The 26,169-nt window shown below is 61.8% G+C and carries 26 protein-coding genes; 12 read left to right on the top strand and 14 right to left on the bottom strand.

All coding sequences use genetic code 11. From position 1 onward, the window contains the following. Positions 1-106: 106 nt before the first annotated feature. From AT395_RS19580 to AT395_RS19570, 3 genes are all read right to left on the bottom strand, one after another. Entirely contained in the window at positions 107-244 is a 138-nt protein-coding gene (locus tag AT395_RS19580; RefSeq protein ID WP_042114861.1) for an entericidin A/B family lipoprotein, read from the bottom strand. A gap of 116 nt (positions 245-360) precedes the next feature. Beyond that, positions 361-567, bottom strand: coding sequence for a CsbD family protein (locus AT395_RS19575; protein ID WP_039374866.1), 207 nt, complete (start codon positions 565-567; stop codon positions 361-363). Positions 568-760: 193 nt separating this feature from the next. Continuing rightward, a complete protein-coding gene (locus tag AT395_RS19570; protein WP_082164777.1) occupies positions 761-2,353 on the bottom strand; it encodes a sensor histidine kinase in 1,593 nt (530 codons plus the stop codon). A 267-nt stretch (positions 2,354-2,620) separates the two neighbouring features. On the opposite strand from AT395_RS19570, the gene AT395_RS19565 reads away from it, so the two are divergent. The 9 genes from AT395_RS19565 (at position 2,621) to AT395_RS19525 (ending at position 10,235) form a co-directional block, all read left to right on the top strand. Beyond that, positions 2,621-2,797 (top strand): DUF1328 family protein, encoded by a 177-nt coding sequence (locus AT395_RS19565; protein WP_042114863.1) that lies wholly within the window; start codon positions 2,621-2,623, stop codon positions 2,795-2,797. Positions 2,798-2,898: 101 nt separating this feature from the next. Continuing rightward, positions 2,899-3,060 (top strand): DUF1328 domain-containing protein, encoded by a 162-nt coding sequence (locus tag AT395_RS19560; RefSeq protein WP_039374862.1) that lies wholly within the window; start codon positions 2,899-2,901, stop codon positions 3,058-3,060. Between the two features lie 171 nt (positions 3,061-3,231). Then, on the top strand, positions 3,232-3,843 hold the full coding sequence (locus tag AT395_RS19555) for a ferritin-like domain-containing protein (RefSeq protein WP_082117812.1): 612 nt from the start codon (positions 3,232-3,234) through the stop codon (positions 3,841-3,843). Between the two features lie 82 nt (positions 3,844-3,925). Beyond that, positions 3,926-4,567, top strand: coding sequence for a response regulator (locus tag AT395_RS19550; protein WP_042114866.1), 642 nt, complete (start codon positions 3,926-3,928; stop codon positions 4,565-4,567). Positions 4,568-4,586: 19 nt separating this feature from the next. Then, positions 4,587-5,009 (top strand): response regulator, encoded by a 423-nt coding sequence (locus AT395_RS19545; protein WP_042114869.1) that lies wholly within the window; start codon positions 4,587-4,589, stop codon positions 5,007-5,009. 360 nt (positions 5,010-5,369) lie between these two features. Beyond that, positions 5,370-6,404 (top strand): methionine ABC transporter ATP-binding protein, encoded by a 1,035-nt coding sequence (locus tag AT395_RS19540; RefSeq protein ID WP_048628924.1) that lies wholly within the window; start codon positions 5,370-5,372, stop codon positions 6,402-6,404. Next, entirely contained in the window at positions 6,394-7,047 is a 654-nt protein-coding gene (locus AT395_RS19535; protein ID WP_042114871.1) for a methionine ABC transporter permease, read from the top strand. Before AT395_RS19540 ends, AT395_RS19535 begins: the two co-directional genes overlap by 11 nt. Before the next feature lie 61 nt (positions 7,048-7,108). Next, the gene (locus AT395_RS19530) at positions 7,109-7,921 is read left to right on the top strand and encodes a MetQ/NlpA family ABC transporter substrate-binding protein (RefSeq protein WP_042114872.1); all 813 of its coding nucleotides are present in this window, start codon (positions 7,109-7,111) and stop codon (positions 7,919-7,921) included. A gap of 421 nt (positions 7,922-8,342) precedes the next feature. After that, positions 8,343-10,235: a GGDEF domain-containing protein gene (locus AT395_RS19525; RefSeq protein ID WP_042114875.1), complete on the top strand. Its 1,893-nt coding sequence runs from the start codon at positions 8,343-8,345 to the stop codon at positions 10,233-10,235. Positions 10,236-10,475: 240 nt separating this feature from the next. Here the strand turns inward: AT395_RS19525 and AT395_RS19520 are convergent, their stop codons facing one another. The 3 genes from AT395_RS19520 to AT395_RS19510 all read right to left on the bottom strand — a co-directional run bounded on the left by AT395_RS19520 (position 10,476) and on the right by AT395_RS19510 (position 15,811). Continuing rightward, a complete protein-coding gene (locus AT395_RS19520; RefSeq protein WP_042114876.1) occupies positions 10,476-12,092 on the bottom strand; it encodes an APC family permease in 1,617 nt (538 codons plus the stop codon). Positions 12,093-12,502: 410 nt separating this feature from the next. Further along, on the bottom strand, positions 12,503-14,011 hold the full coding sequence (locus AT395_RS19515) for an NAD-dependent succinate-semialdehyde dehydrogenase (protein ID WP_048628925.1): 1,509 nt from the start codon (positions 14,009-14,011) through the stop codon (positions 12,503-12,505). Between the two features lie 249 nt (positions 14,012-14,260). Continuing rightward, positions 14,261-15,811 carry a UbiD family decarboxylase gene (locus tag AT395_RS19510; protein ID WP_048628926.1) on the bottom strand — a complete coding sequence of 517 codons (1,551 nt, stop codon included), beginning with the start codon at positions 15,809-15,811 and terminating at the stop codon, positions 14,261-14,263. 569 nt (positions 15,812-16,380) lie between these two features. Between AT395_RS19510 and AT395_RS19505 the strand changes: the two genes are divergently transcribed. After that, positions 16,381-17,439, top strand: coding sequence for a lytic transglycosylase domain-containing protein (locus tag AT395_RS19505; RefSeq protein WP_053086366.1), 1,059 nt, complete (start codon positions 16,381-16,383; stop codon positions 17,437-17,439). A gap of 212 nt (positions 17,440-17,651) precedes the next feature. Here the strand turns inward: AT395_RS19505 and AT395_RS19500 are convergent, their stop codons facing one another. The 4 genes from AT395_RS19500 to ribBA form a co-directional block, all read right to left on the bottom strand. After that, on the bottom strand, positions 17,652-18,860 hold the full coding sequence (locus AT395_RS19500) for a pyridoxal phosphate-dependent aminotransferase (protein WP_042114881.1): 1,209 nt from the start codon (positions 18,858-18,860) through the stop codon (positions 17,652-17,654). A 148-nt stretch (positions 18,861-19,008) separates the two neighbouring features. Continuing rightward, positions 19,009-19,461, bottom strand: coding sequence for a transcription antitermination factor NusB (nusB, locus tag AT395_RS19495; protein ID WP_048628927.1), 453 nt, complete (start codon positions 19,459-19,461; stop codon positions 19,009-19,011). Beyond that, positions 19,461-19,973, bottom strand: coding sequence for a 6,7-dimethyl-8-ribityllumazine synthase (ribH, locus tag AT395_RS19490; RefSeq protein WP_048628928.1), 513 nt, complete (start codon positions 19,971-19,973; stop codon positions 19,461-19,463). Before ribH ends, nusB begins: the two co-directional genes overlap by 1 nt. Before the next feature lie 132 nt (positions 19,974-20,105). Beyond that, positions 20,106-21,227 carry a bifunctional 3,4-dihydroxy-2-butanone-4-phosphate synthase/GTP cyclohydrolase II gene (gene ribBA, locus AT395_RS19485; RefSeq protein ID WP_042114884.1) on the bottom strand — a complete coding sequence of 374 codons (1,122 nt, stop codon included), beginning with the start codon at positions 21,225-21,227 and terminating at the stop codon, positions 20,106-20,108. A 240-nt stretch (positions 21,228-21,467) separates the two neighbouring features. Here ribBA and AT395_RS19480 point away from each other — a divergent pair, with 240 nt between their 5' ends. After that, complete coding sequence (locus tag AT395_RS19480; protein ID WP_042114885.1) at positions 21,468-21,800, top strand: ArsR/SmtB family transcription factor; 333 nt, start codon at positions 21,468-21,470, stop codon at positions 21,798-21,800. 2 nt (positions 21,801-21,802) lie between these two features. Beyond that, entirely contained in the window at positions 21,803-22,300 is a 498-nt protein-coding gene (locus AT395_RS19475) for an SRPBCC family protein (protein WP_042114886.1), read from the top strand. Between the two features lie 130 nt (positions 22,301-22,430). On the opposite strand, the gene AT395_RS19470 is transcribed toward AT395_RS19475, so the two are convergent. Genes AT395_RS19470 through livH form a run of 4 tightly spaced genes read right to left on the bottom strand, consistent with a single transcriptional unit; the run spans position 22,431 to position 26,102 of the window. Next, complete coding sequence (locus AT395_RS19470) at positions 22,431-23,132, bottom strand: ABC transporter ATP-binding protein (protein ID WP_042114888.1); 702 nt, start codon at positions 23,130-23,132, stop codon at positions 22,431-22,433. Further along, positions 23,132-23,899, bottom strand: coding sequence for a high-affinity branched-chain amino acid ABC transporter ATP-binding protein LivG (gene livG, locus AT395_RS19465; protein WP_042114889.1), 768 nt, complete (start codon positions 23,897-23,899; stop codon positions 23,132-23,134). The genes AT395_RS19470 and livG overlap by 1 nt, the downstream gene beginning before the upstream one ends. Next, positions 23,896-25,170 (bottom strand): high-affinity branched-chain amino acid ABC transporter permease LivM, encoded by a 1,275-nt coding sequence (locus tag AT395_RS19460; protein ID WP_042114891.1) that lies wholly within the window; start codon positions 25,168-25,170, stop codon positions 23,896-23,898. The genes livG and AT395_RS19460 overlap by 4 nt, the downstream gene beginning before the upstream one ends. Before the next feature lie 8 nt (positions 25,171-25,178). Next, positions 25,179-26,102: a high-affinity branched-chain amino acid ABC transporter permease LivH gene (livH, locus tag AT395_RS19455; protein ID WP_042114893.1), complete on the bottom strand. Its 924-nt coding sequence runs from the start codon at positions 26,100-26,102 to the stop codon at positions 25,179-25,181. Positions 26,103-26,169 lie beyond the last annotated feature (67 nt).

Genomic DNA, 26,169 nt, shown 5'->3' with positions numbered 1-26,169 from the left:
TCCTCCTTTGGGCTGGTATTAGAACGAGCGAACGAGTATGAGACGCGATGCCGATGCATCGCGTGTCAGACGGGGCATGCGCCGGGGTTCCGGCGGTCAGTCGGCGTTACTTATTACGCTCTGCGGCGCCTTGAATGGCCTCGCCACCCTTTTCAACGTCCTTGCCCGCGCCCTGAATGGTGTTGCAACCGGCAAGACCCAGTGCGAAGCCGGAGAGCAGTGCGATGGCGATCAATCGTTTCATTTTGATTTCTCCTTGAGAGTGAATGTCGTCCGAGGCGCTGGAAAGCGCAAGGCGTGAGGCGCGAGGCGCTAGAACGCAGTTGCGGCCCGCCTCCCGGCGGGCACGGCGACCTGGGCTTACCAGAGCTTGTGCTGGTTGTTCCAGGTATCGACTTCGCGTTCGGCATCGGCCTTGGCCTTGCCGTAGCGTTCCTGAATCACGCCCACGAACTTGTCGCGGTTGCCTTCAATCTTGAGCAGATCGTCGTCAGTCAGATTGCCCCACTGCTTCTTGGCTTCGCCCTTAAGCTGATTCCACTTGCCCTTGATCAGATCCGAGTTCATAGCAACTCCTTAATGTTGGGTTCAGGGATAGTTCGTGCCACAGCACGCACAGCATCGCGCGTTTGATACCCGCGTCATTACCGCGTCATTGCCGCGCCGTGAGGGCGGCAAGTGATTCCATGGTAGGGAGTGCGAAACGTTTGCGCTGTCAGCCGCGTGAGCGTCGCGGTGTAGGCGGAGTCGGGTTGCGCTGTCAGCGCATTCCGACGGGAGGGACGGAGCGTGGAGACACCTGCGGCGATTCAGACGATTCAGACGATTCGGGCGACTCGGGCGACTCGGGCGACTCCGGCGATCCAGACGAACCCGGCGCTTGGGAAGTCTCGCTGGCGCCGCTGTCGGGAGTTGTACCGGCGGGCGCCTGCGGTGCAGTGCTTTCGGTCACTTCCGTGGCAATGTCGAGCGCGTCTGCCGGATTGCACAGCGGCAGCACGACCTGAATCTCGGTGCCGAGGCGTTGCGGCAGCGAGTGAATATCGATGCGTCCGCCCTTGGCGGAGACACGCTGGCGCATGCCGAACAGGCCATGTGTCTTGGGCTTGTTGAACTGATCGCGCGTGAGGCCAATGCCGTTGTCGATGACTTCCAGGCGGACACGTTGACCGTCGCACGCCAGCGCGACGCGCACGGCGGTAGCGCGTGCGTACTTGCCCGCGTTCGTAAGCGCCTCCTGCGCCACGCGGAACAGCACGATGGCAGTCGACTCCGGCAGCGCGAAGTCTTCTTCCGGCAGATCGAGGTCGAGTTGCCAGTGCTGTTGATCGGCCGCTTCCTCGGCAAGCGAGCGTAACGCCGTGACCAGACCGAAGTTGATCAGCACCGTTGGACGCAGGTTCTCGATGATGCGGCGCTTGGTCTGAATACCGGAGTCGAGATTGCGCTGTGCGCGAGCCAGTTTCTCCGCGATAGCCGGATCGGTCGCTCGCAGTTTGTGGTGCGCCCACGTCACGTCCATCTTGCAGGCCGTGAGAATCGCACCGAGTTCGTCGTGCAACTCGCGCGAGAGGCGTGTCTTCTCGTCTTCGCTGACGTTTTGCAAGTGGGTGGCCAACTCGTCGAGCTGTTCGGTGCGTTCGCGCACGAGCCGGTCCAGATGGGTCTGCTGTTCGCGCAACTGTTCGCGCGCCAGTTCCTCTTGCCGCATCTGTCGCCCGAGCGTGCGGAACAGCAGAATGAACAGCAGGATGGTAAGGATCGAGAGGGCGCCGGCGCTCACGGCCGAGATGGCCTGGTCGAAGCGTCCGTCGTCTTGCGCTGTGCGTGCGCGCGCCAACTCGCGGTTGTACAGATCCGTAATGCCGTTCTGTACGGGTTCCATCGTGCCCATGCCGAGATTGGACGGCGAGAGCGCCTCTTCGATGGTCATTTCTCCTTGCTTGACCGCCGCGCGCGCCGTTTCCATGGCGGTAATGCGTTGCGAGAACAACGTCATTACGTTGGCAAAGTCCCGCGTGGCCTGGGTATCGCCGACATCGTCGTAATGCTGGACGATGAGTGCCGCGAGATCGCGAATGCGCCGCACTGCCGACAGATACGGATCGAGATAGATCGGATTGTTCGTGAGCAGGTAGCCGCGCTGGCTCGAGACCACCGTGGAGGTGCGCGCCATGATCTCGTTGAGCTCGTTGGCCGCAGTCATGGCCTGGAGGGCAGTCTCGTAGGTGGAGGCGAGACGCCGGTGCGCAGACTCCAGCCCGATCAGGCTCCCGACCGTGATGACGATCGCGGCAATCATGGCGATGATCCAGCTTCGGCGGCGCAGCCAGGACGTCAACAATCGGGGCATGAGGGGTTGTCAGGTGGTTGGGAAGTGGTCCAGCAGGGAGTTCGACGGGCGAGACGCGCTTTGATCATAAGTCGAAAATCGCGTCATTTCGGAAATTGTCAGCGAATTCCTACGCAAAAACCAGCGCCGGCCGGGCAGTCTCGTCGGCGGGCATTCCCTACCATACAGTCAGCGTCCGATAGTTTGCGTCGCCGTGTGTAACACGATGTCACCCCGTCGGATGCCAGGAATGTCTCCGGGAAACGATGCAATAACAAGGAGAGCGCTATGTTGAAGTGGGCTTTGCTGTTTGCACTGATCTCCATCGTGGCCGGCTTGCTGGGCTTCACTGGGATCGCTGCCGGTGCCGCCGGGATCGCGAAGATTCTGTTCGTGCTGTTCCTGGTGCTGTTCGTGATCTTCCTGCTGCTTGGACTGACCGTCGCCAAGAAGATCGTCGATTAGACGGTGCGCCGCGGCGCAACGCGTGATCTTGCGCTGTGGCGATTCCGTGAAGCGTCAGTCATGCCGCTCACGGTCCGTTCCCATTCAAGGAGGAGGTTGCGATGCTTCACTATGCTGTCGTTTTTTTCGTGATCGCGTTGATCGCCGCTGTTTTCGGCTTCACGGGAATTGCTGCCGGTGCAGCCGAGATTGCCAAGATTCTGTTCTTCATCTTCCTGGTGATCTTTCTGGTCACGCTGCTGTTCGGGGTGGTCCGACGATAGACGTGCTCGCCTTGCGCGGCATCCCCCGGGCGGGCGGGGCGGTTCGATCCGCCCGGCAGTTCGCCCGGCGCGATGACCGGTGATCGCTCACCGACGGCCGCGAAGCACGCCTTCTTTCCATCCCGTCCATCCCCCGCAAACACTCGCAAACACTACCAAGGAGATTCGCTAATGCATACCGCCAAGCAAGCCAAGGCCCCTGCCAAGACGCATGGCCAGCCCGCGACGAAAGGCAACGGTCACAGCAAGCACGCGGGCGAAGACTTCGAGATCGATGTTCGCGCCCTGCGTGAGCGTGCCCGTGAGCATCTCGACGACGGCGCCGTCACGGAAGACTACCGTGCAGACCGCGACGCGGTCGTGCACATGCTCAACGACGCACTGGCCACCGAGCTGGTGTGCGTGCTGCGCTACAAGCGCCACCACTTCATGGCCACCGGGATTCATGCCGAACCGGTCGCGGCCGAGTTTGCCGAACACGCCTTGCAGGAGCAGGATCACGCGGATCGCATTGCGGCGCGTATCGTGCAACTGGGCGGTGAACCCGATTTCTCACCCGACGGGCTGTCGGCACGCAGTCATGCGGAATACGTCACGGGGAACAACCTGCGGGACATGATTCGCGAGAATCTCGTTGCAGAGCGTATTGCGATTGAGAGTTACCGCGAGATGATTCATTATTTAGGCGACCGGGACACGACGACGCGGCGCATGCTCGAAGAAATTCTGGCGGTCGAGGAAGAGCATGCCGACGATATGCACGACCTGCTCGAGCGAGAATAACCAGCGGTGACGGCCATGGTCTGTCCATCCAAAACATGTGGGCGACGCCATCGGGCCGATGGGGACCGTTTCTGGAGCTTAGATGTCACTGACAATAAAAATCCTGATTGCCGACGATCACGCAATCGTTCGCACGGGCTTCAAGCAGTTCATTGCCGACGAATCGGACATGCAAGTGCTGGGCGAGGCCGCGAGCGGCGACGAGGTGATTCGCGCCGTTCGCGATACGGCGTTCGATGTCGTGCTGTTGGATATCGCCATGCCTGACAAGAACGGCATCGACACCCTGCGAGTGATCAAGCAATTGCGTCCCGAGCAGGGTGTGCTGTTCCTGTCGACGTATCCGGAAGCGCAGTACGCGGTGAATTTGCTGCGTGCCGGGGCGAACGGATATCTGATGAAAGATGCGCCGCCCGAAGAGATCATTCGGGCGATCCGCACGGTGGCGCGCGGCCACCGGTATGTCAGTGAGGGAACGGCCGATCTGCTGGCGCAGAAGCTGGATAATCCGATCGACGAGCCGATGCACGAACAGCTCTCGGAGCGCGAGTTTCAGGTGTTCTGCAAGCTCGCGCAGGGGCGTACCCCTACGGAAATCGCCGACGAGTTGCATCTGTCGGTGAAGACTGTCAGCACGTACCGCGCGCGCGTGCTGGAAAAAATGCATTTGAAAACCAATGCCGACCTGACGCTTTATGCGCTCAAGAACGGTCTGATCAGTTGATGGAAAAGAGAGGCTTGTGATGTCAACCGGGAACGCGGCAACGCATACGGGGTCCCGTTTGCCCCTCAAGGTGCTGTTGATCGAAGACTCGGCGGTAATTCGCGAGAGCCTGTCCGAAGCGCTCGGTTCGACCGGGATGCTCCAGGTGGCGGGCGTGGCGGAGACTGCCGACGACGCGGTTCGCACGCTAAAGGAAGACCAGTTCGACGCCGTGATCGTCGACATTCAGTTGCGACGTGGCTCGGGCATGGACGTGCTCTCATATCTGCACGACGCTGGCCTGTTGCCGCAGCTCATGGCCGTTGTGCTGACGAACTACGCACTGGCGACGTATCGCAAGCGGTGCCTCCAGCTGGGTGTGCAGTACTTCTTCGACAAATCGCTGGAATTCGATCGCGTAATCGAAGTGCTCGACGACTTTGCCTCCAGCCGGCAGGCCTGAAATCTCCCTAATTTCGGGAGTGCCGGTTCGATCCGGGGCTCTTGATCCCACTCACGCTCCATTCCTGTCTGGCGGGAATGCGATTCCCGATTAGCGAAATCACCTCACATTTTCTCGATTGAGAGGGCAGGCATTCTGTCGCGAGCCCGATTCGTGTTGCATTGCGGCACGGCAGGGTTCCCCCTCGTTCGAGCTTCGCGAGGCGCTAAGAACTTCGGTTGAAATTCGATATAAAGAGATCAAATTTTATTATTTTCAACTATTTAGGTGCATGGGCTAGAATGTCGCCTTTGCGCTAAATACCGGGTCAAGGCGGCGGCACTGCGGGCACTTCAGGCAGTGGGGCTGCCATTTTTTTGCATGATCGAACTCCAGAACATTACCCAGCGATTTGCTGGACCCAAGGGGCCGATCGACGCGCTTTCCAATATCAGCCTGTCGATCGAGCGCGGCGAAGTTTTCGGCATCATCGGCCGAAGCGGCGCCGGTAAGAGCACGCTCGTGCGTGTGATCAACCTGCTCAATCGCCCGAGCGACGGGACCGTGCGCGTGGACGGCCAGGATCTGACGTCATTGTCGTCGGACGAACTGCGTCAGGCGCGCCGTCGCATCGGCATGATCTTCCAGCACTTCAACCTGCTCAGCTCGCGCACCGTTTACGACAACGTCGCGCTGCCGCTCGAACTGGCGGGCATGTCGGCCACCGAGATTCGTGCGAAGGTGCTGCCGCTGCTCGAACTGGTGGGCCTGACGGCGCAGAAGGACCGCTATCCGGCGCAGATCTCCGGCGGCCAGAAGCAGCGCGTGGGTATTGCCCGCGCGTTGGCGAGCGAGCCGCAGGTGTTGCTCTCGGACGAAGCCACGTCGGCCCTCGATCCCGAGACCACGCGCTCGATTCTCGAACTGCTCAAGCGTATCAATCGAGAGCTGGGACTGACCGTCGTGCTGATTACTCACCAGATGGAAGTCATCAAGCAGGTGTGCGACCGTGTCGCCGTGCTCGACGCCGGCCGCGTGGTTGAGCAGGGGCGCGTGATCGACGTATTCCTGCGCCCGCGCCACGAAGTTACGCGTGCCCTCATCGGCGACGTGATTGCGCAAGAGTTGCCCGCCGGCGTTCGCGAGCGTGTCGCATCGCGCATCGGTAATGGCCACGACCATCTGTATCGTCTGGCGTTTTCCGGCGCGGGCGTGGATCAGCCGCTGCTTTCCGAGGCGATTCGCCGTTACGAACTCGATTTCAATATCCTGCATGGCCAGATCGACGAGATCCAGGGGCAGGCATTCGGATCGCTTGCCGTCATGGCAGGCGGCACCCCGGCCCGTGTGGCCGAAGCCATGGCGTTCCTCGCCAGTCAGGGCGTTGTCGTTGAGGAGCTGAGCCATGTGGAGTGAAATGTTCGATTTGTTCGTCTCCTCGTTCTGGGAGACGCTCATCATGGTCGGGATTTCCGGCCTGATCGGCGCCGTCGTCGGTGTGCCGCTCGGCGTGCTGCTCTATTTGACCGATCGCAACGGCGTGTTGCAGAACCTGCCGACCAATCGCGTCGTCGGAATCATCGTCAACGCGGTACGCTCTACGCCGTTCATCATCCTGCTCGTTGCCGTGATTCCGTTCACGCGACTCATCGTCGGCTCGTCCATCGGTACGATGGCCGCCGTGGTGCCGCTCACCATCGCCGCTGCGCCGTTCGTGGCGCGTCTCGTAGAGACCGCGCTGCGCGAAGTCGACCGTGGCCTGATCGAAGCGGCCCAGTCGATGGGCGCCACGACCGGTCAGATCGTCATGAAGGTTCTGCTGCCCGAAGCGTTGCCCGGTATCGTGGCCGGCCTCACGATCACGTTTGTGAGTCTGGTCGGCTACTCGGCAATGGCAGGCGCCATCGGTGGCGGCGGACTGGGCGATCTGGGCATCCGCTATGGGTATCAGCGCTTCCTGCCGGAAGTCATGATCACCGTGGTGCTGATCCTGATTGTTTTCGTGCAACTGGTGCAGACGTTCGGCGACTGGCTGGTGCGTCGCCTGAGCCACAAGTAATTACGCTTCACATAACAACATCGCCGGCAAACCGGCACTTCATACACACGCGAGGTTTTCTATGCAACGCCGTACGATTTTCAAGCTGCTGGCCGGAGTTGGCGCCGCCACGGTCTTCGCCACGCAATTTGCAGCCCCTGCTGTCGCCGCCGATGCGATTAATCTGAAAGTGGGTGTCACGGGCGGCCCGCACGCGCAGATCTTCGATGAAGTGAAGAAAGTTGCTGCGAAAGACGGCCTGAACATCAAGGTCATCGAATTCAGCGACTACGTGCAGCCGAATGCCGCACTGTCGTCGGGCGATCTGGACGTGAACAGCTATCAGCACCAGCCGTACCTCGATGCGCAAGTGAAGGACCGTGGCTACAAGCTCGAGTCGATCGCCAAGACGGTGATCTTCCCGATGGGCATCTACTCCAAGAAGCTCAAGTCGCTGGCCGAACTGAAGTCGGGTGACAAGGTGTCGCTGCCGAACGACCCGACCAATGGCGGCCGTGCGCTGCTGTTGCTGCAAAAGCAGGGTCTGCTCAAGTTGCGGGCCGACGCCGGCCTGAAGGCAACACCGCTCGACGTGGTCGAAAACCCGAAGAAGCTCAAGTTCGTGGAACTGGATGCGGCACAACTGCCGCGCTCGCTCGACGACGTGGCCGTGGCTGTCATCAACACCAACTTCGCGATGGAAGCTGGTCTGAACCCGAAGCGCGATTCGCTCGCCATCGAAGACGCCAATGGCCCGTACGCCAACGTGCTGGTCATTCGCACGGCCGACAAGAACAAGCCTTGGGTGGCCAAGCTGATCAAGGCCTACCACTCGCCGGAAGTGAAGGCATTCATCGAGCAGAAGTTTGGCGGCTCGGTCGTGACCGCCTGGTAAGTTCGGGCAGGCCGCTCCAGTCGATGGAGCCGGGCTGGAAAAACGGCAACGCTTTGCGGCGTTGCCGTTTTTTTTCGTCCCGTGTCGGAAACATTCCCCACTGGTGTGAGAATTCCCGCCTGACGAGATGCCGGGGTTCGCGCGGGGGCCGGGTGTGTGGCAATTCCGGCACTGTCACGGTTCTGTCAAATAACGGCGATAGCCTGAGTGCCAAGTAAAAGAGGGTGCCTGCGGGCACCGTCACAAGACGCGGATATGGGCCACAGAGCAGCTACCGCACGCGAAGCACGGGGAACACGGGTGAGACCGTTCATCGGAGCGCACTTGCCTTCGGCGCGCTCGATGGCGCCCGACACATGCCCGCACAACGCATTGCTGTTTGCATGATGGCGGCGCACCGCACCGACCTACGGAGTCTCAGTTGAACCCTCCCACGCCTGTCGCGATACGTCCGCCGGAGCGCCCCGGCGCCTTCGGTGCGTCACGCGACGCGAAAACCCTCTCTGCCAGTCCTGCCGCGCCTTATGCCGATCCCGACGAGAGTGCGTTGCTCGCCGAACTGTGCGAGGGCATTGGTCTGACCTGCGTGTTTCAGCCGATTCTTGATTTTCGGACATCGGAAGTCGCGGGTTTCGAGGGGTTGGTGCGGGGCCCTGCGGGCACGTCGATTCACTCGCCGATGGCGCTGTTTGCCGCTGCGCGTCGTCATGGTCTGCTCGGACCGCTGGAGCTGGCCTGCCGCCGTGCGGTGTTGCGCGGTTTTGTCGAACAGGACTTGCCCGAACGGTTGTTCCTGAACATCGGCCCCGTTACGCGCGCCCAACCTGGGGGGGGCGTGAGCGAATCGTTGGGGCTCGACGAGACATTCGCCATGCTCCAGTCGTTTCGCCTTGCGCCCGAGCGCGTCGTGCTCGAACTCACGGAGCATGCCCCCACACTCGATCTGGCGAGCACGCGGGCGTCGCTCACCGCGTATCGGTCGCTGGGCTTCGAAGTGGCGCTGGACGACATGGGCGAAGGCTACGCGAGCCTACGACTCTGGTCCGAGCTGCGGCCTGACTACGTCAAGATCGATCGGCATTTCGTTGACGGCATCGACACCGATACGGTCAAACTCCAGTTCGTGCGTTCGATGCGCCAGATTGCCGAGACGAGTGGTACACGCGTCATTGCCGAAGGCATCGAACATGCCGAAGAGCTTCAGGTAGTGCGCGATCTTGGCATCTTCCTCGGTCAGGGATATTTCATTGCGCGCCCTGAAGCACAGCCGCAACGGGCGATCACGGCCAATGTGCAGGATGTTGTGAACGAGCGCCGTGCCTATGTGCACCAGCAGCCCAGTCAACTGGGTTCGGGCAATGTGACGCTCGAGCGCATTGCTGCCTACGTCGAGCCGGTCTCGCCCGATACCCGTAGCGAAGATGTGGTGGCGCGTTTCGAGAGCGATCCGGCGCTAGAGGTATTGCCCGTGGTCGAGCGCGATCGTGCGGTAGGGTTGATCGGACGCGCATCGCTCATAGGCCGGTTCGCACGTCCGTTCACGCGGGAGTTGTACGGTCGCAAGCCGTGTTCGGCGGTGATGGAGCCGCGCCCGCTCACGTTCGACAAGACAGCGCGCATGGAAGATCTGAGCCGCATGATTGCCGAAGGGGCGAGCCGGCAGATTGCGGCGGGTTTCATCGTGACGGATCAGGGCCGATATTTCGGCGTCGCGCAGGGGCATGCCCTCATGCGTCACATTACCGATATGCAACTCGACGCGGCGCGCTACGCTAATCCGCTCACGTTGCTGCCGGGCAACGTGCCGATCGACGACTACATGGATCGCATGATTGGCGAGCGGCAGTCGTTCCATGCTTGTTACATCGATCTGGACAACTTCAAGCCGTTCAACGACGTGTTCGGTTACCGACGCGGCGACGACCTGATTCAGCTTGTCGCGCGTGTGCTGATGGCCGTGCGAAATCCCGAGCGGGACTTCCTCGGGCATATCGGGGGTGACGACTTCCTGATTCTGTTCCGCAGTCCCGACTGGGAGGCGCGATGCCGCGAAGCGCTTACCCGTTTTGGCGAGGCGGTGACTGAGTACTTCCATCCGGACCAGATTGCGGCGGGTGGATTCGAGGCGGAAGATCGACGTGGCATGGTTATCTTCCATCCGATCACGAGCTTGTCGATCGGTGTCGTGGCGGTCACTCCGGAGAGTTTCCCGTCGCATGTAGAAGTTTCGGCCGCGGCGGCCGATGCCAAGAAAATGGCGAAGCGAGCACTAGGCAACAGCCTGTTCATCGAGCGTCGACGCGCACACCGGTGAGTGAAGGACCGAACGGAAAAAAGATAGCCCGCAAAACGCTACCCGAGCAGCGCGGCGCACTGAGACGCAGGAACGGTGTTGATGGAAGTCCTGACGGCGTGAAGAGAGACGGACCGAAGCCCCTTTCTGCGGCGAGTTGGGTTTATGTCTGAGAGGCGGAAAGGGGCTTCGGTCCGTCTGGGGGGCGAGGTAAAGCGCCCCCCAAAAGAGACCGTCGTAAAAAGAGAAAGATGACGTGGCTTAGTGCGAGAGGGCGGGCATGCCTTCCATGCTGGCGGCGTCTTGCTCGCGTTCTTCAGCGAGGTAGGGCGTGCGCCACCCGGCCTTCACTCCCCAGTGATAGAAGGCGAGCGAGAGGGCTGCCACGATCACCATGTCCCAGCCGTACGGCAGCCAACCGATACCGCCGAATTCCTTGCTGCCGAGATACGAGCAAAGCGCCATGACCGGCAGATATCCGATCAGCCACCATGAGGCTTTGAGATCACGACCGAAGCCTTGCCACTTGTCCTTTGCCTGATAGTAGAAGTACACCGGCAGCGCCACGACCACCAGCACGATGATCTGGCCGGTGAGTGGCCAGCGAGCCCAGTACAGGATCAGCGAAGCACACACAAAGGCGAACGGCGCAATCAGCGACAGGCCGGGCAAACGCAGGGGGCGGTGCATGTCCGGTGCGGCACGGCGCAGAGCCATCACACTGATCGGGCCGGTCAGATACGAGATCACGGTGGCCACTGAAATCACGGCGGCGAGCGAGTCCCAGCCACGGAAGAAGAACATGAAGACAAACGAGATGGCCAGATTGAACCACATGGCCGGGCGCGGCACACCGTATAGCGGGTGCACGCGGCCGAAGATCTCAGGCATGGTGCGGTTGCGTTCCATTGCGTAGATCATACGGCTCGTGGTCGCCATATAGGTGGTGCCGGTGCCGCTCGGGCTCAGAAACGCGTCGAAGTACAGCACGATCGCGAGCCAGTTCAGACCCAGAGCAATGGCCAATTCGGCGAACGGCGAGCTGAAGCTCACCATGTGCCATCCGCCTGCCAGTTGCTCGGGGGAGAGCGCGCCGATATAGGCCACTTGCAGCAGCAGATAGATCACGGTTGCGAGCAGAATCGAACCGACCACTGCAAACGGAATGCTGCGACCCGGATCGCGCGCTTCGCCCGCGAGGTTCACCGGGCTTTGAAAGCCGTTGAACGCAAACACAATGCCCGACGTGGCGACAGCGGTAAGCACGGCCGACATGCCGTTCGGCGCGAAACCGCCGTGTTCCGCCAGATTAAAGTTGCCGGGGTGGAATCCCGCGATCATCAGACCTGCGATGGTCAGGGCCGGAATCGCGAACTTGAACAGCGTGATCGCCGTATTGGCGCGCGCGAAGAGCTTCACGCCCCAGTAGTTCAACATGAAGTAGACGATCACGAGCAGGGCTGAAAGCATGAGGCCGCTGCTTGTGAGCGTGCCGTCGACAAACAGGCGGTGCGCCCAGTCGTACGGCCATGTGCTCATGTACTGAATCGACGCTTCGGCCTCGATCGGGATCACCGACACGATGGCGATCCAGTTTGCCCAGGCGGCGATGAAGCCGACCAGACTGCCATGCGAATAACGCGAATAGCGCACCATGCCGCCCGACTCGGGGAACATGGCGCCCAATTCCGCGTAAGTGAGTGCAATGGCCAGAATGACGACCGCGCCAATGATCCAGGCAAAAAGGGCGGCGGGGCCAGCGATTTTGGCGGCTTTCCAGGCGCCGAACAACCAGCCGGAACCAATAATCGAGCCGAGGCCCGTCAACATCAGGGCAAACGGCCCGATGTTGCGCATGAGAGATTGATTGTTATCCATTCGATGTCTTCTCCACGCCCGGGGGGAGCAGGCACCGGCCCGATGAGGGCGGGGCGGCACGCTGCGCGAGGGCGGACAAACTGCCGGCAGGCCGGTCGCCGTCACGAGAAACATGACGGCGCGGGGGCGACGCTGACCGACGCGACTTCCGTTGATGGGCTTCGCGAACATCGACCGGTCCCATGTCGTGGCGCACGGGGGGCGTGCATTACCCGAATTGGGGTCGGAGTCGCCGTTCGCGAAAAAAGCGCGATTCTACCCGAGGCGCCCCGCGTCTGTGGGACTTTGTAACACTTTCCCAATGCCATCCTGTTTGCCGACGTTACGGAAAATTACGTGCAAGCCAGTCAGGACGCGGATCTCGGCATGGGAAAGTGCCTATTACAAAGTATTAAAGGGTCAGATTGTCGTCACATCCCGGCAAGGCAGAGATACTTCATTTCAAGGTACTCGTCGATGCCGTATTTGGACCCCTCCCGGCCCAGACCCGACTGCTTGACGCCTCCGAACGGCGCCACCTCATTCGAGATCAGGCCGGTATTGATGCCGACCATTCCCGCTTCGATGCCCTCGGCCACGCGCCAGACGCGTCCGACATCGCGGGCGAAGAAGTACGATGCGAGGCCGAAATCGGAGGCATTGGCCAGGCGAATGCCGTCCGCTTCGTCCTTGAAACGGAAGACCGGCGCCACCGGCCCGAAGGTCTCTTCCTGCGCGACGAGCATGTCGGCGCTGGCGTCTGCCACCACGGTCGGTTCGAAAAAGCGGCCATGCAACACTTTGCCGCCGACGGTGACACGCCCGCCCTTAGCGAGCGCGTCTTCCACGTGACGCTCCACCTTCGCGACGGCGGCGTCTTCGATGAGCGGCCCAATCGCGACGCCGGGCTCGAAGCCGTTGCCCACGCGCAGCTTGCTCACCGCCACGGTCAGTTTCTCAACGAAAGTGTCGTAGATACCGTCCTGCGCATAGATACGGTTCGCGCACACGCACGTCTGGCCGGCATTGCGGAATTTGGAGGCGATGCAGCCTTCGACGGCGGCGTCCACGTCGGCATCGTCGAAGACGAGGAACGGCGCGAGGCCACCCAGTTCGAGCGCTACCTTCTTGATTGTGGACGCACATTGTTCCATCAGCTTCGCGCCGACCGGCGTGGACCCGGTGAACGACAGATGGCGCACTCGGGGACTCGAGGTGAGCACGTTGCCCACATCCGACGAGTTTTTCGACGTCACGACATTGAATACGCCTTTGGGTAACCCGGCGCGATTGGCGAGTTCGGCGAGCGCCAGTGCCGAGAGCGGGGTGAGACGGGCTGGTTTGACCACGATAGTGCAGCCCGCGGCAATCGCAGGCGCGATCTTGCGGGTGATCATCGCGATGGGAAAATTCCACGGCGTGATCGAAGCGCACACGCCGATGGGCTGCTTGAGCACCAGCAGACGTTTGCCGTTTTCCGGCGAACTGAGCACGTCGCCGTCGATGCGCTTGGCCTCCTCGGCGAACCACTCGATGAACGATGCGCCGTAGGCCACTTCGCCTTTGGCCTCGGCCAGCGGCTTGCCTTGCTCGGCGGTCATGATCGCGCCGAGGTCGTCCTGTGCCTGCATGATGAGGTCGAACCAGCGACGCATGATGCGTGCACGCTCCTTACCGGTCTTACGACGCCACTCGGGCAGGGCGGTTTCGGCGGCGACCAGAGCGCGCTCGGTCTCCTTGGCCCCCAGATCGGCCACATGCGCGATTTCGGCGTCGGTGGCGGGATCGTTCACCACGAAGGTCGCGTGCGAGTCGGCCGGTGTCCAGTCGCCGTCGATATAGGCGTCGGACTTAAGCAATTCGGGATCTTTCAGACGGGCCAGCGCCGGATGGGCTTTGGCCGATGCGCGGGAATGCGCCGGTGGGCGGGTAGATGACACGATCAGCTCTCCTCTTCGATGACCGGGCGGCGCTGTCGGGGGACTGTGCACCGTACGGGGGACGGAAACGGATACGGCTTGTCGGTGTATCGGGTGCCAGCTTACTCCAATGCCGTGCGCCGTTCGTGACGACGCATGAACATCGGATGGGGCGATGCAATGTCGAACAATGCGCCGCGCGTGCGACACCGGCAGCCCGACGGCCGCCGGCGTAAGACGAGGATCGCGATCCGGCTTGCGCGGCCGGTTTTACAGGCCGAGATCCTTATATAGAGCAGCCATGCGCGCGTCGACGTCGGCGGTCATTTCGATGGGACGTCCCCACTCGCGCGAAGTTTCCCCCGGCCACTTGTTCGTCGCGTCGATGCCCATCTTGGAGCCGAGCCCTGCCTGGGGCGAGGCGAAATCGAGATAGTCGATAGGCGTCTGGTCGACAAGCGTGGTGTCGCGGGTCGGATCGACGCGCGTGGTGATCGCCCAGATGACTTCCTTCCAGTCGCGAATATCGACGTCCTCGTCCACCACGACGATGAACTTCGTATACATGAACTGGCGCAGGAAACTCCAGACGCCGAACATGACACGCTTGGCGTGCCCCGGATAGGCCTTCTTCATCTGGACGATGGCCATCCGGTAGCTGCAACCCTCAGGCGGCAGATAGAAATCGGTGATCTCGGGGAATTGCTTTTGCAGCAGCGGGACGAACACCTCATTGAGCGCCACGCCCAGCACGGCCGGTTCATCGGGTGGCTTGCCGGTGTAGGTGGAGTGATAGACCGCGTTACGACGCAGGGTGATGCGCTCGATCGTGAACACCGGGAACCATTCCTGCTCGTTGTAATAGCCGGTGTGGTCGCCATAAGGACCTTCGAGGGCGTGGTCGTAACCCGCTGTCGCACCGCGCGACGGGGGCGGCGGGGCACCGTCGGGGATGGGGCGCGCTTGCTCGGATGGATAAATGAAGCCCTCGAGCACGATCTCGGCGCGGGCGGGGACACGCAACGACTCCAGCCCTGGCGTCAGACATTTGGCCAACTCGGTTCGGCTGCCACGCAGAAGCCCGGCAAATTGATACTCGGACAGCGTATCGGGCACCGGTGTCACGGCACCGAGCATGGTCGCCGGATCGGCACCGAGCGCGACGGCAATCGGAAACGGCTTGCCCGGGTTCGCCTGTGCAAACTCGCGGAAGTCGAGAGCACCGCCCCGGTGGGCGAGCCATCGCATGATGACCTGATTGCGGCCGATGACCTGCTGGCGATAGATGCCGAGATTCTGTCGCTTGCGGTGAGGTCCCTTGGTAATGACCAAACCCCATGTGATGAGCGGCGCGGCGTCGCCGGGCCAGCAGGTCTGAATCGGCAGGCGTGCGAGGTCGACGTCGTTGCCCTCCCAGACGATTTCCTGACAAACGGGGCTGCCGACTTCCTTGGGGGCCATGTCCCAAACGGCCTTGGCCATGCCGAGCAGCTTGCCCGCGTCCTTCAGCCCGCGAGGGGGTTCCGGTTCCTTGAGGGTCGAGAGAAGGCGGCCAATGTCGCGCAGCGAGCCGAGGGCGTTTTCACCGCCGTCGATGCCCATGCCAAGGGCCACTCGTTCAGGGGTGCCAAATAAGTTGGCAAGCACCGGCATGTCGTAGCCGGTCGGCCGCTCAAACCACAGCGCGGGACCTGCCGCTTTGAGAACACGGTCGGCGAGTGCCGTCATCTCCAATACCGGCGAAACCGGCACGTCTACGCGACGAAGCTGGCCGGATCGCTCCAGTTGCGCGGTGAAGTCACGAAGATCGAGATATTTCATGAAACAAACAGTTACCAAAAATTTTTACGAAATTCATACGTCCAATGAAAACGGTCGTTTGAATTCGCAGAATGTCGGGGTGGCACCCCCGTAAACGCGGGGTGAGGCAGGGCATTTTACCGGTCAAGGCTCCCGAACGTCACGGCAAAACAGCCGTTACAAATTACTTTTGGTAATGATTTAGACTAATAATAGTATTGACTGTTTATATGTGGCTGCTACAATCCGCCCGTTGAATCCAGAAAGGCGGCTTTGAAGACGGGTAGGCCGACCCGCTCAAGCTTAGCGACAACTACAACATCGACGTGGATTTTCAGTGGCTGGTTTTCTCACCGAGGTCGGGAAGCCAGTGTTTTAGGAAGCAGCGCGAGCGATAGCTCGTCAGCGCCGGGGACCTGAACAGGTCGGCGCGCTGCGGCGGTAGCGGCATCGTCAACGACAAACGCGATGCACCGCCTCGTTCCATATGCCGTAAATGAGCACTTAACGGGATGCCTGGCGGGCATACCGGCTCGTTTCCTTACGCCTCGGGGCCACCCCGTGGTGACGGCGTAACCGGAGTACGTAGTATGAAGAAGTCTGGTTTATCACCCTGGCTACTGGCCGCTGTCCGTGCGCTTGGCGCACGCAGTGCGGCAACGGTAGCCGCGGCTCGCCGCGATTGGCGTCGCCTGGCATGGCATGGCGGTCGTGTTGGACTGTATACGTCCAGCGCGGTCGGTCTGGTTGCCGTGGTCGGCACGCTGGCGTTGTGGGCTCGACCGACGTGGCGTGCCGATCTGGCGTCGCGCGTGGGTCCGCTGCTAGAGGCAGCCACCGGTTCGGCCAATGCGGCCAGCCAGGGCGCCAACGGCGGCATGGTCGCGCAGGGCGCCTCGTCCTCCGACTCGGCGTTGATGGCGCAAGCGGCACAACATGTGCCGTCGGCAGCAGTCCTCGCCGCCTATATTCCGAACCAACGTGTGGCCGCCGACGCGCGTGCCACCAAGGTACTGGACACGCGTGAGCAGATCGCCGTGGCCGATTACCTGGCGCGGCGTTATCGCGTCGCGGGTGACGTCACGGGCAATCTCGTGCGCGCCGCTTACTCGACGGGCAAGGAAGTCGGCCTCGATCCGCTGCTGCTGCTCGCCGTGATGGCTATCGAATCGGGCTTCAACCCGTATGCGGAGAGCACCGTCGGCGCGCAGGGCCTGATGCAGGTCATGTCGAAAGTGCATCAGGACAAGCTGGAATACTTCGGCGGTCCCGAGGCGGCACTGCATCCGCTCGCGAACATCAAGGTGGGTGCGCTGATCCTGAAGGAATGCATTGCCCGCGGTGGCTCGCTCGCCGGTGGTTTGCGCCTGTATGTGGGATCGACCAGTGCGGGTGACGGCGGTTACGGCGCCAAGGTGCTTGCCGAACGCGATCGTCTGCGCAGCGTGACCATGGGTCGCAAGGTCTCGCCGAATGCACCGCAAGCGCCGGTGATCGTCAGTTCGGCCAAGCCGGCGATGAAGCCGGTCTCGGCAGGCAAGTCGGACGAATCAACCGACTCGGCGCCCGCGCCGGCCGCGTCAACGTCGGCTGGCAAGGCCGCTGCGGCTGCCAAGCCGCTTGAGGCGGACGACAGCACCGCTGCCTGACGGATCGGCGATTCGCTTTGGATGGATGCGCCACGGCCGGTGCATTGCCTTCGAGCCAATCGTCACACGGGTACGCGTGTTGTCTATCTATATAGAGAGGCTGCGCGAAGCCAACAAAAAAACCCATCGAAGCGATTCGATGGGTTTTTTGCTTTCCAACGGGGCTGCGCTTCTGTTGCCGTTTGTGCGGGGGAGTGCTGACGCTATCTGCGTTATCCGCCGGCGGCAAAGACCTTCCCGATCCGGTCCATCGCTTCGTGCAACTGTGCCAGTGACGTGGCATACGACAAGCGGATGTACTGGTGCGGTTCGGCAAAGCCGAAATCGAGCCCCGGCACCAGCACCACATCTGCTTGTTGGAGCAACGATTGAGTGAGGCGGTCGCTGTCGGCGGCGTGCGGATGCGAAACGCCGGTGCAATCTGCGTAAACGTAAAACGCGCCGTCCGGCATCACGGGCACTTTGAAGCCAAGATGTTCGAGAGCCGGCACGATGTAGTCACGACGCTCGCGGAACGCTTCCTTTCGAGATTCGTAAATCGCCAGCGTTTCCGGGAGGAAGCAGGCGGTGGCGGCATGCTGTGCCACCGCAGACGGGCAGATGAACAGATTCTGCGCAAGCTTCTCGAAGGTCGGGACCATCGAAGGCGGCACGACTAGCCAACCGAGGCGCCATCCTGTCATGTTGAAGTACTTCGAGAAGCTGCTCACGACCAGAACGTCGTCGCCGAACGACAGCGCCGTAGTCGGCTTGCCATCGTAGGAGAGGCCCTGATAGATCTCATCGACCAGTGTGAAGCCGCCACGGGCGCGCACTGCCTTGACGATGCGAGACAGTTCTTCCGTCTCGATGGATGTGCCGGTCGGGTTCGACGGCGAGGCAAGCAACACGCCCTTCGTGGCCGGCCCCCAGTGGGATTCAATGCGCTCGGCTGTCAGTTGAAAACGTTCTGCCGGGCCCGAGGGGATCAGGACCGGCTTGCCGTCGAACGTCGAGACGAAGTGCCGGTTGCACGGATAACAGGGATCCGGCATCAACACTTCATCGCCCACGCCGACCAGGGCTGCACAGGCCAGCACCAGGGCGGCCGACGCGCCGGCCGTCACGACAATGCGCGACGGATCGATGTCAACGCCGTAATAGCTACGGTAGTAACCGGCGATGGCCTCGCGCAGCGCGGGGATGCCCATGGCGCCCGTGTATTGCGTGCGTCCATCGCGCATGGCCTTCGCGGCCGCCTCGATCACCGCTTCGGGCGCCGTGAAATCCGGCTCGCCGATCCCCATGTGGATTACGGGGTGGCCTGCCTTCTCCCGCAACGCGGCTTGCTTGGCTAGCTCCATCACGTGGAACGGAGCGATGTCGTCGACGCGTTGTGCAAGTTTGAGCGAGGGAGAGGCGAGATCTGGCGTGCGGTCCATGATATCGGGGGGAGGAGGCTGAGCGATTGGATGAGAAGGGCTGAGGGCGACTGGCTGGGCCCTGCGGGGCAGATAACACCCCGTTGAGCCCAACCGGTGGCAGGTTTCTGGCGGCTTCAGGCCTGAGACACCTGCTGAGCGTTATGCGTTACGCGCTCTTGCCGCGATTGCCGTTGCGGTTCGCTGCAACTTCGTCCGGGCGCACTTCCGCCGAGAACTTGTCGAGGACACCGTTCACGTAGCGGAAGCCTTCGACACCGCCAAAGGTCTTGGCGAGTTCGACGGCCTCGTTGATGACCACGCGATACGGAATATCCAGGTGGTGAATCAGTTCGTAGGCGCCAATGACGAGCACGGCGTGTTCGACCGGCGACAATTCTGCGGCCGGGCGGTCCAGGTACGGCTGGAGTTGCTGCGACAAGGCGTCCGCCTCCCGGATGCTACCGTGCAGCAGGGCATCCAGGTGGGTATGGTCCGCCTTGTCGTAGCCGGGGGTGGTGCGCAGGTGCGCATCGATCTCACCCGCGTGGTCGCGCGAGAGCAGCCATTGATACAACCCTTGCAGCGCAAATTCGCGCGCGCGGCGGCGAGCACTCTTCATTACCGATTTTCCTCTTCTTCGTCTTCATCCGATCCGTCGTCGTCGCCACTGAGCATGTCCATGGCTTCGAGCAGATTGGCCATTTCCACCGCCACGCGGGCTGCATCGCGGCCCTTTTCGGCGGCGCGCACTTCGGCCTGTTCGTCGTTTTCGGTCGTGAGCACCGCGTTGGCGATGGGAATACCGAAATCGAGACCGATACGCGTAATACCGGCACCGCTTTCGTTCGACACCAGCTCAAAGTGATACGTCTCGCCGCGAATCACCGCGCCGAGCGCGATGAGCGCGTCGAACTGGCCGCTTTCGGCCATTTTCTGCAATGCCAGCGGAATTTCCAGTGCACCGGGCACCGTCACAAGCAGAACGTCTTCGCCGTCGACGCCGAGGCGGTCGAGTTCAGCCACAGCGGCAGTGCGCAACGCCGTGCATATGGCGTCGTTGAATCGTGCTTGCACGATACCCACGCGCAGGCCTTCACCGTCGAGTTCCGGCTGGTATTGTCCGATGTCCATAATGGGCTTCCTCTAAAAAAGTACCGTCCAGGCGGTGCAGCCAACGTTGTGCCGGCATGCCCGAAACAGGCAATGCTCGGCAAGATGATCCCCCAACGCCGTTTGCCGGCAGGGGATCGATACAGAACAGACTCAGGCGGTTTCGGCGCCGGGCATCGGCTGGAAGCCGGTGACCTCGAGGCCATAACCTGCCATGTTGGGGATCTTGCGCGGGCTCGAAAGCACACGCATTTTACCGACGCCCAGTTCGCGCAGGATCTGTGCCCCCACGCCGTGCGTACGGAAGTCCACCGGGCGGCGCTTGGCGCGCGCAGCCTTCTCGGATTCGTCGAGGGCTTCGAACTGGTTGAACAGGTGCTCCGGCGTTTCCACGCAATTGAGCAGCACGACCACCCCCTTGCCTGCCTCGGCAATCGCCTGCATGGCGCCTGCGAGCGTCCAGGAGTGCGTCGACACGCCGGTTTCGAGCAGATCGAGTACCGACAGCGGTTCGTGCACCCGCACGAGCGTTTCGTCTGCCGGGGTTGGCGTGCCCCGCACCAATGCCAGATGCGGGTTGCCGCTGGGCTTATCCCGATAAAGGGTTGCCTGGAAGGTGCCCCAGGCCGTCTGCATTTCGCGCGTTGCGACCGTCTCGATCATCGATTCGGTGCGGCTGCGGTAGTGAATCAGATCGACGATCGTGCCGATCTTGACGTTGTGTTGTTCCGCGAACTCCAGCAACTGCGGCAGACGTGCCATCGTGCCGTCGTCGTTCATGATCTCGCAGATTACGGCGGCGGGCGTGAGGCCGGCCATTGCCGTGAGGTCGCAACCGGCTTCCGTGTGACCCGCGCGCACCAGCACCCCGCCGGGCTGCGCCATGATCGGGAAGACGTGACCCGGCTGCACGATATCTTCGGGACGCGCTTCTTGTGCAATGGCCGTCTTGACCGTATGCGCGCGATCTGCCGCCGAGATGCCGGTGGTAACCCCCTCGGCCGCTTCGATCGACAGCGTAAATGCGGTGCCGTATTGCGTGCCGTTGCGGTAGGTCATCAACGGCAGATTCAACTGCTTGCAACGCGCTTGGGTGAGCGTAAGGCAAATCAGTCCACGGCCGTACTTCGCCATGAAATTGATGGCTTCGGGCGTGGCGAACTCGGCTGCCATGACCAGATCGCCCTCGTTTTCACGATCTTCCTCGTCGACGAGGACAACCATGCGGCCGGCCTTCAGCTCGGCAATGATTTCTTCTGTAGTGGCCAACGGCATAGCGGACAACGCGGGGGCTGAATTTGGAAAGGCTCTATTCTACGCCAAGCCGGTGCACGGCTGCGGCCGAATCTCGCGCCGCAGCCCCGGAAAATCGGCCGACACGGGCAATTTCGGCAGCGTCCGAATGTGAACTCGGAAGAATCGGCGCAAGGCGTCGGTGGCGGGCCGGGCATTGGGTGGAAAATTCCCAATACAAAGGTGTTGACCTAAGTGATTGGTGTCACTATAGTTAGGTGAATGGCTAACCAATCTATCCCTCTCGACCGGATCTTTCAGGCGCTGTCCGACCCCACGAGACGCGCGGTCGTCGAGCGTTTGACGCTCGGGCCCGCTTCGGTGAGCGAACTGGCGCGTCCGTTTTCCATGGCATTGCCGTCGTTCTCCCAGCACTTGAATGTGCTTGAGGAGAGCGGACTGGTCGTCTCCCGGAAAAGTGGCCGTGTCCGCACTTATGTGTTGGAAACGGAAACACTGGCTGGCGCGCAGGATTGGCTCCAGTTGCAGCGCGACAAATGGACGCGCCGCCTCGATCAACTCGATAGCTATCTACTGCAAATGAAGGAGACATGACGATGAGCCGTGCCAACCTTTTCTCGATCGACCCGAAGCTGGATCTAGTGCTCGAGCGTTACGTCGATGTGCCGTGCGAGCGTGTCTGGGCGGCGTGGACACAACCCGAGCACATCAAGAAGTGGTTCACCCCTGCGCCGTGGCAGACCGTGGAGTGCGAAATCGATCTGCGCCCCGGCGGGCTTTTCCGCACCGTCATGCGCTCGCCCGAAGGGCAGCAGTTCCCCAACGACGGATGCTATCTGGAAGTCGTCGAGAACTCGCGACTGGTCTGGACGAACGTGGTCCTGCCTGGCTTCCGTCCGGCGCCTGCCCCTGTGGCGGAACACGGCGGCTTTCATTTCACCGCGGCCGTATTGATGGAGGCACAAGGCAAGGGCACACGTTATACGGCCATTGCCATTCATGGCGATGAAACTACGCGTGCGCAGCACGAGGCCATGGGCTTCCACGACGGATGGGGCAAGGCGCTCGATCAGTTGGTCGAACTGATGAAGTGATGTGCCGGCGAAGCCGGACAAAACACGTTGGGTCATCGCGGCGGCATGAAAAAAGGGACGCGCCCGAAGGCGCGTCCCTTTTTGCGCTCGGCATGTGCCGAGAGCGGCGCTTACATCCCAGGCTGCAATCTCATGCCCCGAGATAAGCGCGCTTGATGTCGTCGTTCGCGAGCAGGTTGGCGGCCGAATCCGCGAGCACCACGCGGCCGGTCTCCAGCACGTAGCCTCGATCGGCCACATGCAGCGCCTTGTTCGCGTTTTGCTCCACCAGAAACACCGTGACCCCTTCTTCGCGAATGGCGCGAATGATGTCGAAGATCTGCGCGATGACGAGCGGGGCCAGACCCAGCGTCGGTTCGTCGAGCAGAAGCAGACGCGGACGGCTCATCAGCGCACGTCCGATGGCGAGCATCTGCTGCTCGCCCCCCGACATGGTGCCGGCGCGCTGCTTGCCACGCTGTGCGAGTCTCGGGAACAGCTTGAAGACGTGGTCCATGCCAGCCTCGATTTCGTCCTTGGACGCAAAGAAGCCGCCCATTTTCAGATTTTCGATCACCGTCAGGCTTGGAAACACGCGGCGGCCTTCCGGCGAAATCGCGAGGCCCATGCGCATGATTTCATGCGTGGGGCAGGCGGTGATGTCGTTGCCTTCGAACATCACCCGTCCGCTCGACGCACGCGGCGTGCCGCATACCGTCATCATCAGCGTGGTCTTGCCCGCGCCGTTGCTGCCGATGAGCGTGACAATCTCGCCCTTGTTGACTTCTATCGACACGCCGGAAAGCGCTTCGACGGCCCCGTAATGGGTGTGGATTTTTTCCAGCTTCAGCATTATTCCTCCCCGAGGTAGGCCTTGATGACGCGCGGATCGTTGCGCACCTCGTCGGGCTTGCCGGTCATGATGGGCTTGCCGTGTTCCATAACGAGAATCCGGTCCGACACGCCCATCACCAAACTCATGTCGTGTTCGATGAGCAGTACCGAGATGCCGAACTCGTGACGCAGATTGTCGACAAGTTGCTGCAACTCGACCTTCTCTTGCGGATTCAGGCCGGCAGCGGGTTCGTCGAGCATGAGCAGACGCGGCTCGGTGATCATGCAGCGCGCGATTTCAAGACGCCGCTGATGTCCATACGATAGCGTGCCCGCCTCGCGATTGGCCACGGCGGTCAGGCCCAGCCGATCGAGCCACATCTTGGCCCGCTCAAGTGCGGTGCGCTCGGCCCGCCGGAACGCTCCCGTCGAGAACAGCCCTTGCAGGAAGCCGCTATGCACACGCATATGCTGCGCGACCAACAGGTTCTCCACGACCGTCAATTGACGGAACAGCCGGATGTTCTGGAATGTGCGCACGAGACCGCGCCGGGCCACCATGTGGCTTGGCAGACCGGTGATGTTATCGCCGTCGAGCGTGATCGAACCGCCCGTGGGGCGATAGAAACCACCGACGCAATTGAACACGGTCGTCTTGCCTGCGCCGTTCGGGCCGATGATCGCGAAGACTTCGTTCTTGCGGACGTCGAACTCGACGCCGTCGACGGCGAGCAGACCGCCGAAGCGCATCTGCAGGCCGGAGAGTTTCAACAGTTCTGCGCTCATTGCGGCAACTCCACATGCGGGCGGGTGGCGGGCAACAGACCCTGCGGACGCCACATCATCATCAGCACCATCACCAGACCGAAAATCAGCATCCGGTACTCGGCAAAGTCGCGCGCGACTTCCGGCAGGATCGTGAGCAGAATGGCCGCGAGAATCACACCGATCTGCGACCCCATGCCGCCGAGCACCACCACGGCGAGAATGAGCGCCGATTCGATGAACGTGAACGACTCGGGCGTGACCAGTCCCTGACGTGCGGCAAAGAACGCACCGGCGAGACCCGCGAACGATGCCCCCAGCGTGAACGCCGAGAGTTTGATGCGCGTAGGGTTCAGGCCGAGCGAGCGGCATGCGATTTCATCTTCGCGCAGCGCTTCCCACGCGCGCCCGATCGGCATGCGGATCAGGCGGCTCGTGACAAACAGTGTGAAACCCACCAGTGCAAACGCGAGCAGGTAGAGAAAGATCACCATGTGCGAGCCGCTGTAGGGCAGGCCGATCAGTTCATGGAATGTCCTGGCCCCTTCGACACTCGACGAACGCGCCATTTCCAGCCCGAACACGCTGGGCTTCGGAATACCCGACACGCCGTCGGGTCCACCCGTGAGGCTCGTCAGATTGTTCAGCAGGAGACGGATGATTTCACCGAAACCCAGCGTCACGATAGCGAGGTAGTCGCCGCGCAGACGCAGCACCGGAAAACCGAGCAGGAAGCCGAACGTAGCCGACATGAGCGCGGCAAGCGGCAGGCATTCCCAGAAAGTCAGTCCGAAGTACTGATTGAGTAGCGCATATGTATAACCGCCCACGGCGTAGAAGCCGACATAGCCCAGATCGAGCAGGCCCGCGAAGCCCACAACGATGTTCAGGCCGAGACCGAGCACGCAATAGATAAGGGCAAGCGTGGCTACGTCGACCGCACCGCGCGAACCGACGAACGGCCACACGAGCCCGACGGCAAGCAGCACCCACATTGCCGTCAGTTGCTGGCGGCGTCCCATGGCGGGCAGGGTCGGCAGCTTCACTGCACGCTTGGTGCGCAGAAGGAAAGGCTTGATCAACTGAAACACGAAGACGATGGCCGTGGCGATCCAGACCGGGCGCCAGTGCTGCTCGAGCACCACCTGATAGCCTTCGAGCTTCAATTGCAGGCCCAGGATGGGGGCCGTGAGAACGATCGTCACGAGTGCGGCGATGACCGCACCCTTGAGCGTGTCGCCTGCCTGCGCGCGATTTGCGGCGCCGGACTTGAGAGTGAGTTGTTGTGTCATGGTCGACCTCAGACTTTCTCGACGTCGGGCTTGCCCAGCAAGCCGGTCGGGCGGAACAGCAGCACCAGTACCAGCAGGCAGAACGCCACGATGTCCTTGTACTCGGAGGGCATGTAGCCCGAGGCGAGTGTCTCCGCCAGCCCCAGCAGCACACCGCCCAGCATCGCGCCGGGTACGCTGCCGATACCGCCCAGCACTGCCGCCGTGAAGGCCTTGATGCCGGCGATGAAGCCGATATACGGATTGAGCTTGCCAATGGTCAGGCCGATCAGCACGCCGCCCACGGCCGCGAGCATGGCGCCGAGCACGAACGTGAACGAGATCACGCGGTTCGTATCGATGCCGAGCAGATTGGCCATGCGCATGTCCTCGGCGCAGGCACGGCAGGCACGGCCCATGCGCGAGTTGGCGATGAACAGCGTAAGCAGAATCATCAACGCGACCGTCACCCCCACGATCAACATGCGAGCGTAGGGAATGGTCACGGTGAAGTCACCCATCGGAATGTCGATGGCGCCCGAGATCAGCATTGGCACGGAGACATCGCGCGCGCCTTGCCCGATCTGCACGTAGTTCTGCAGGAAGATGGACATACCGATCGCGGAGATCAGGGGTCCGAGACGAGGTCCGCCGCGCAGCGGGCGATACGCCACCCGCTCGATCGCGAAGCCATACAGGCCCGTGATCAGCACCGATACCAGCAGCGCTGCCCCCAGCACGAGAGGCAAGGGGTAACCCGCCGCTGTGCCGATGGCAGTCAGTGTGACAAGCCCGACATAGGCGCCGATCATATAGATCTCGCCGTGGGCAAAGTTGATCATGCCGATGATGCCGTAGACCATTGTGTAGCCAATGGCAATCAATGCATAGATCGCACCCAGCGTCAGGCCATTGACCAGTTGCTGGGCGAGCTGTGGGAAAAATTCGTTCATGCGGGAAGCCTCGCGACGAGCGGGGGCCGAGCGCGAATGCGCGCCGCCCGCCGGGGTCGGCGGGCGG

The sequence above is a fragment of the Pandoraea apista genome (assembly GCF_001465595.2).
Lineage (GTDB): Bacteria > Pseudomonadota > Gammaproteobacteria > Burkholderiales > Burkholderiaceae > Pandoraea > Pandoraea apista.
This window is presented reverse-complemented; position numbering and strand designations above follow the sequence as displayed.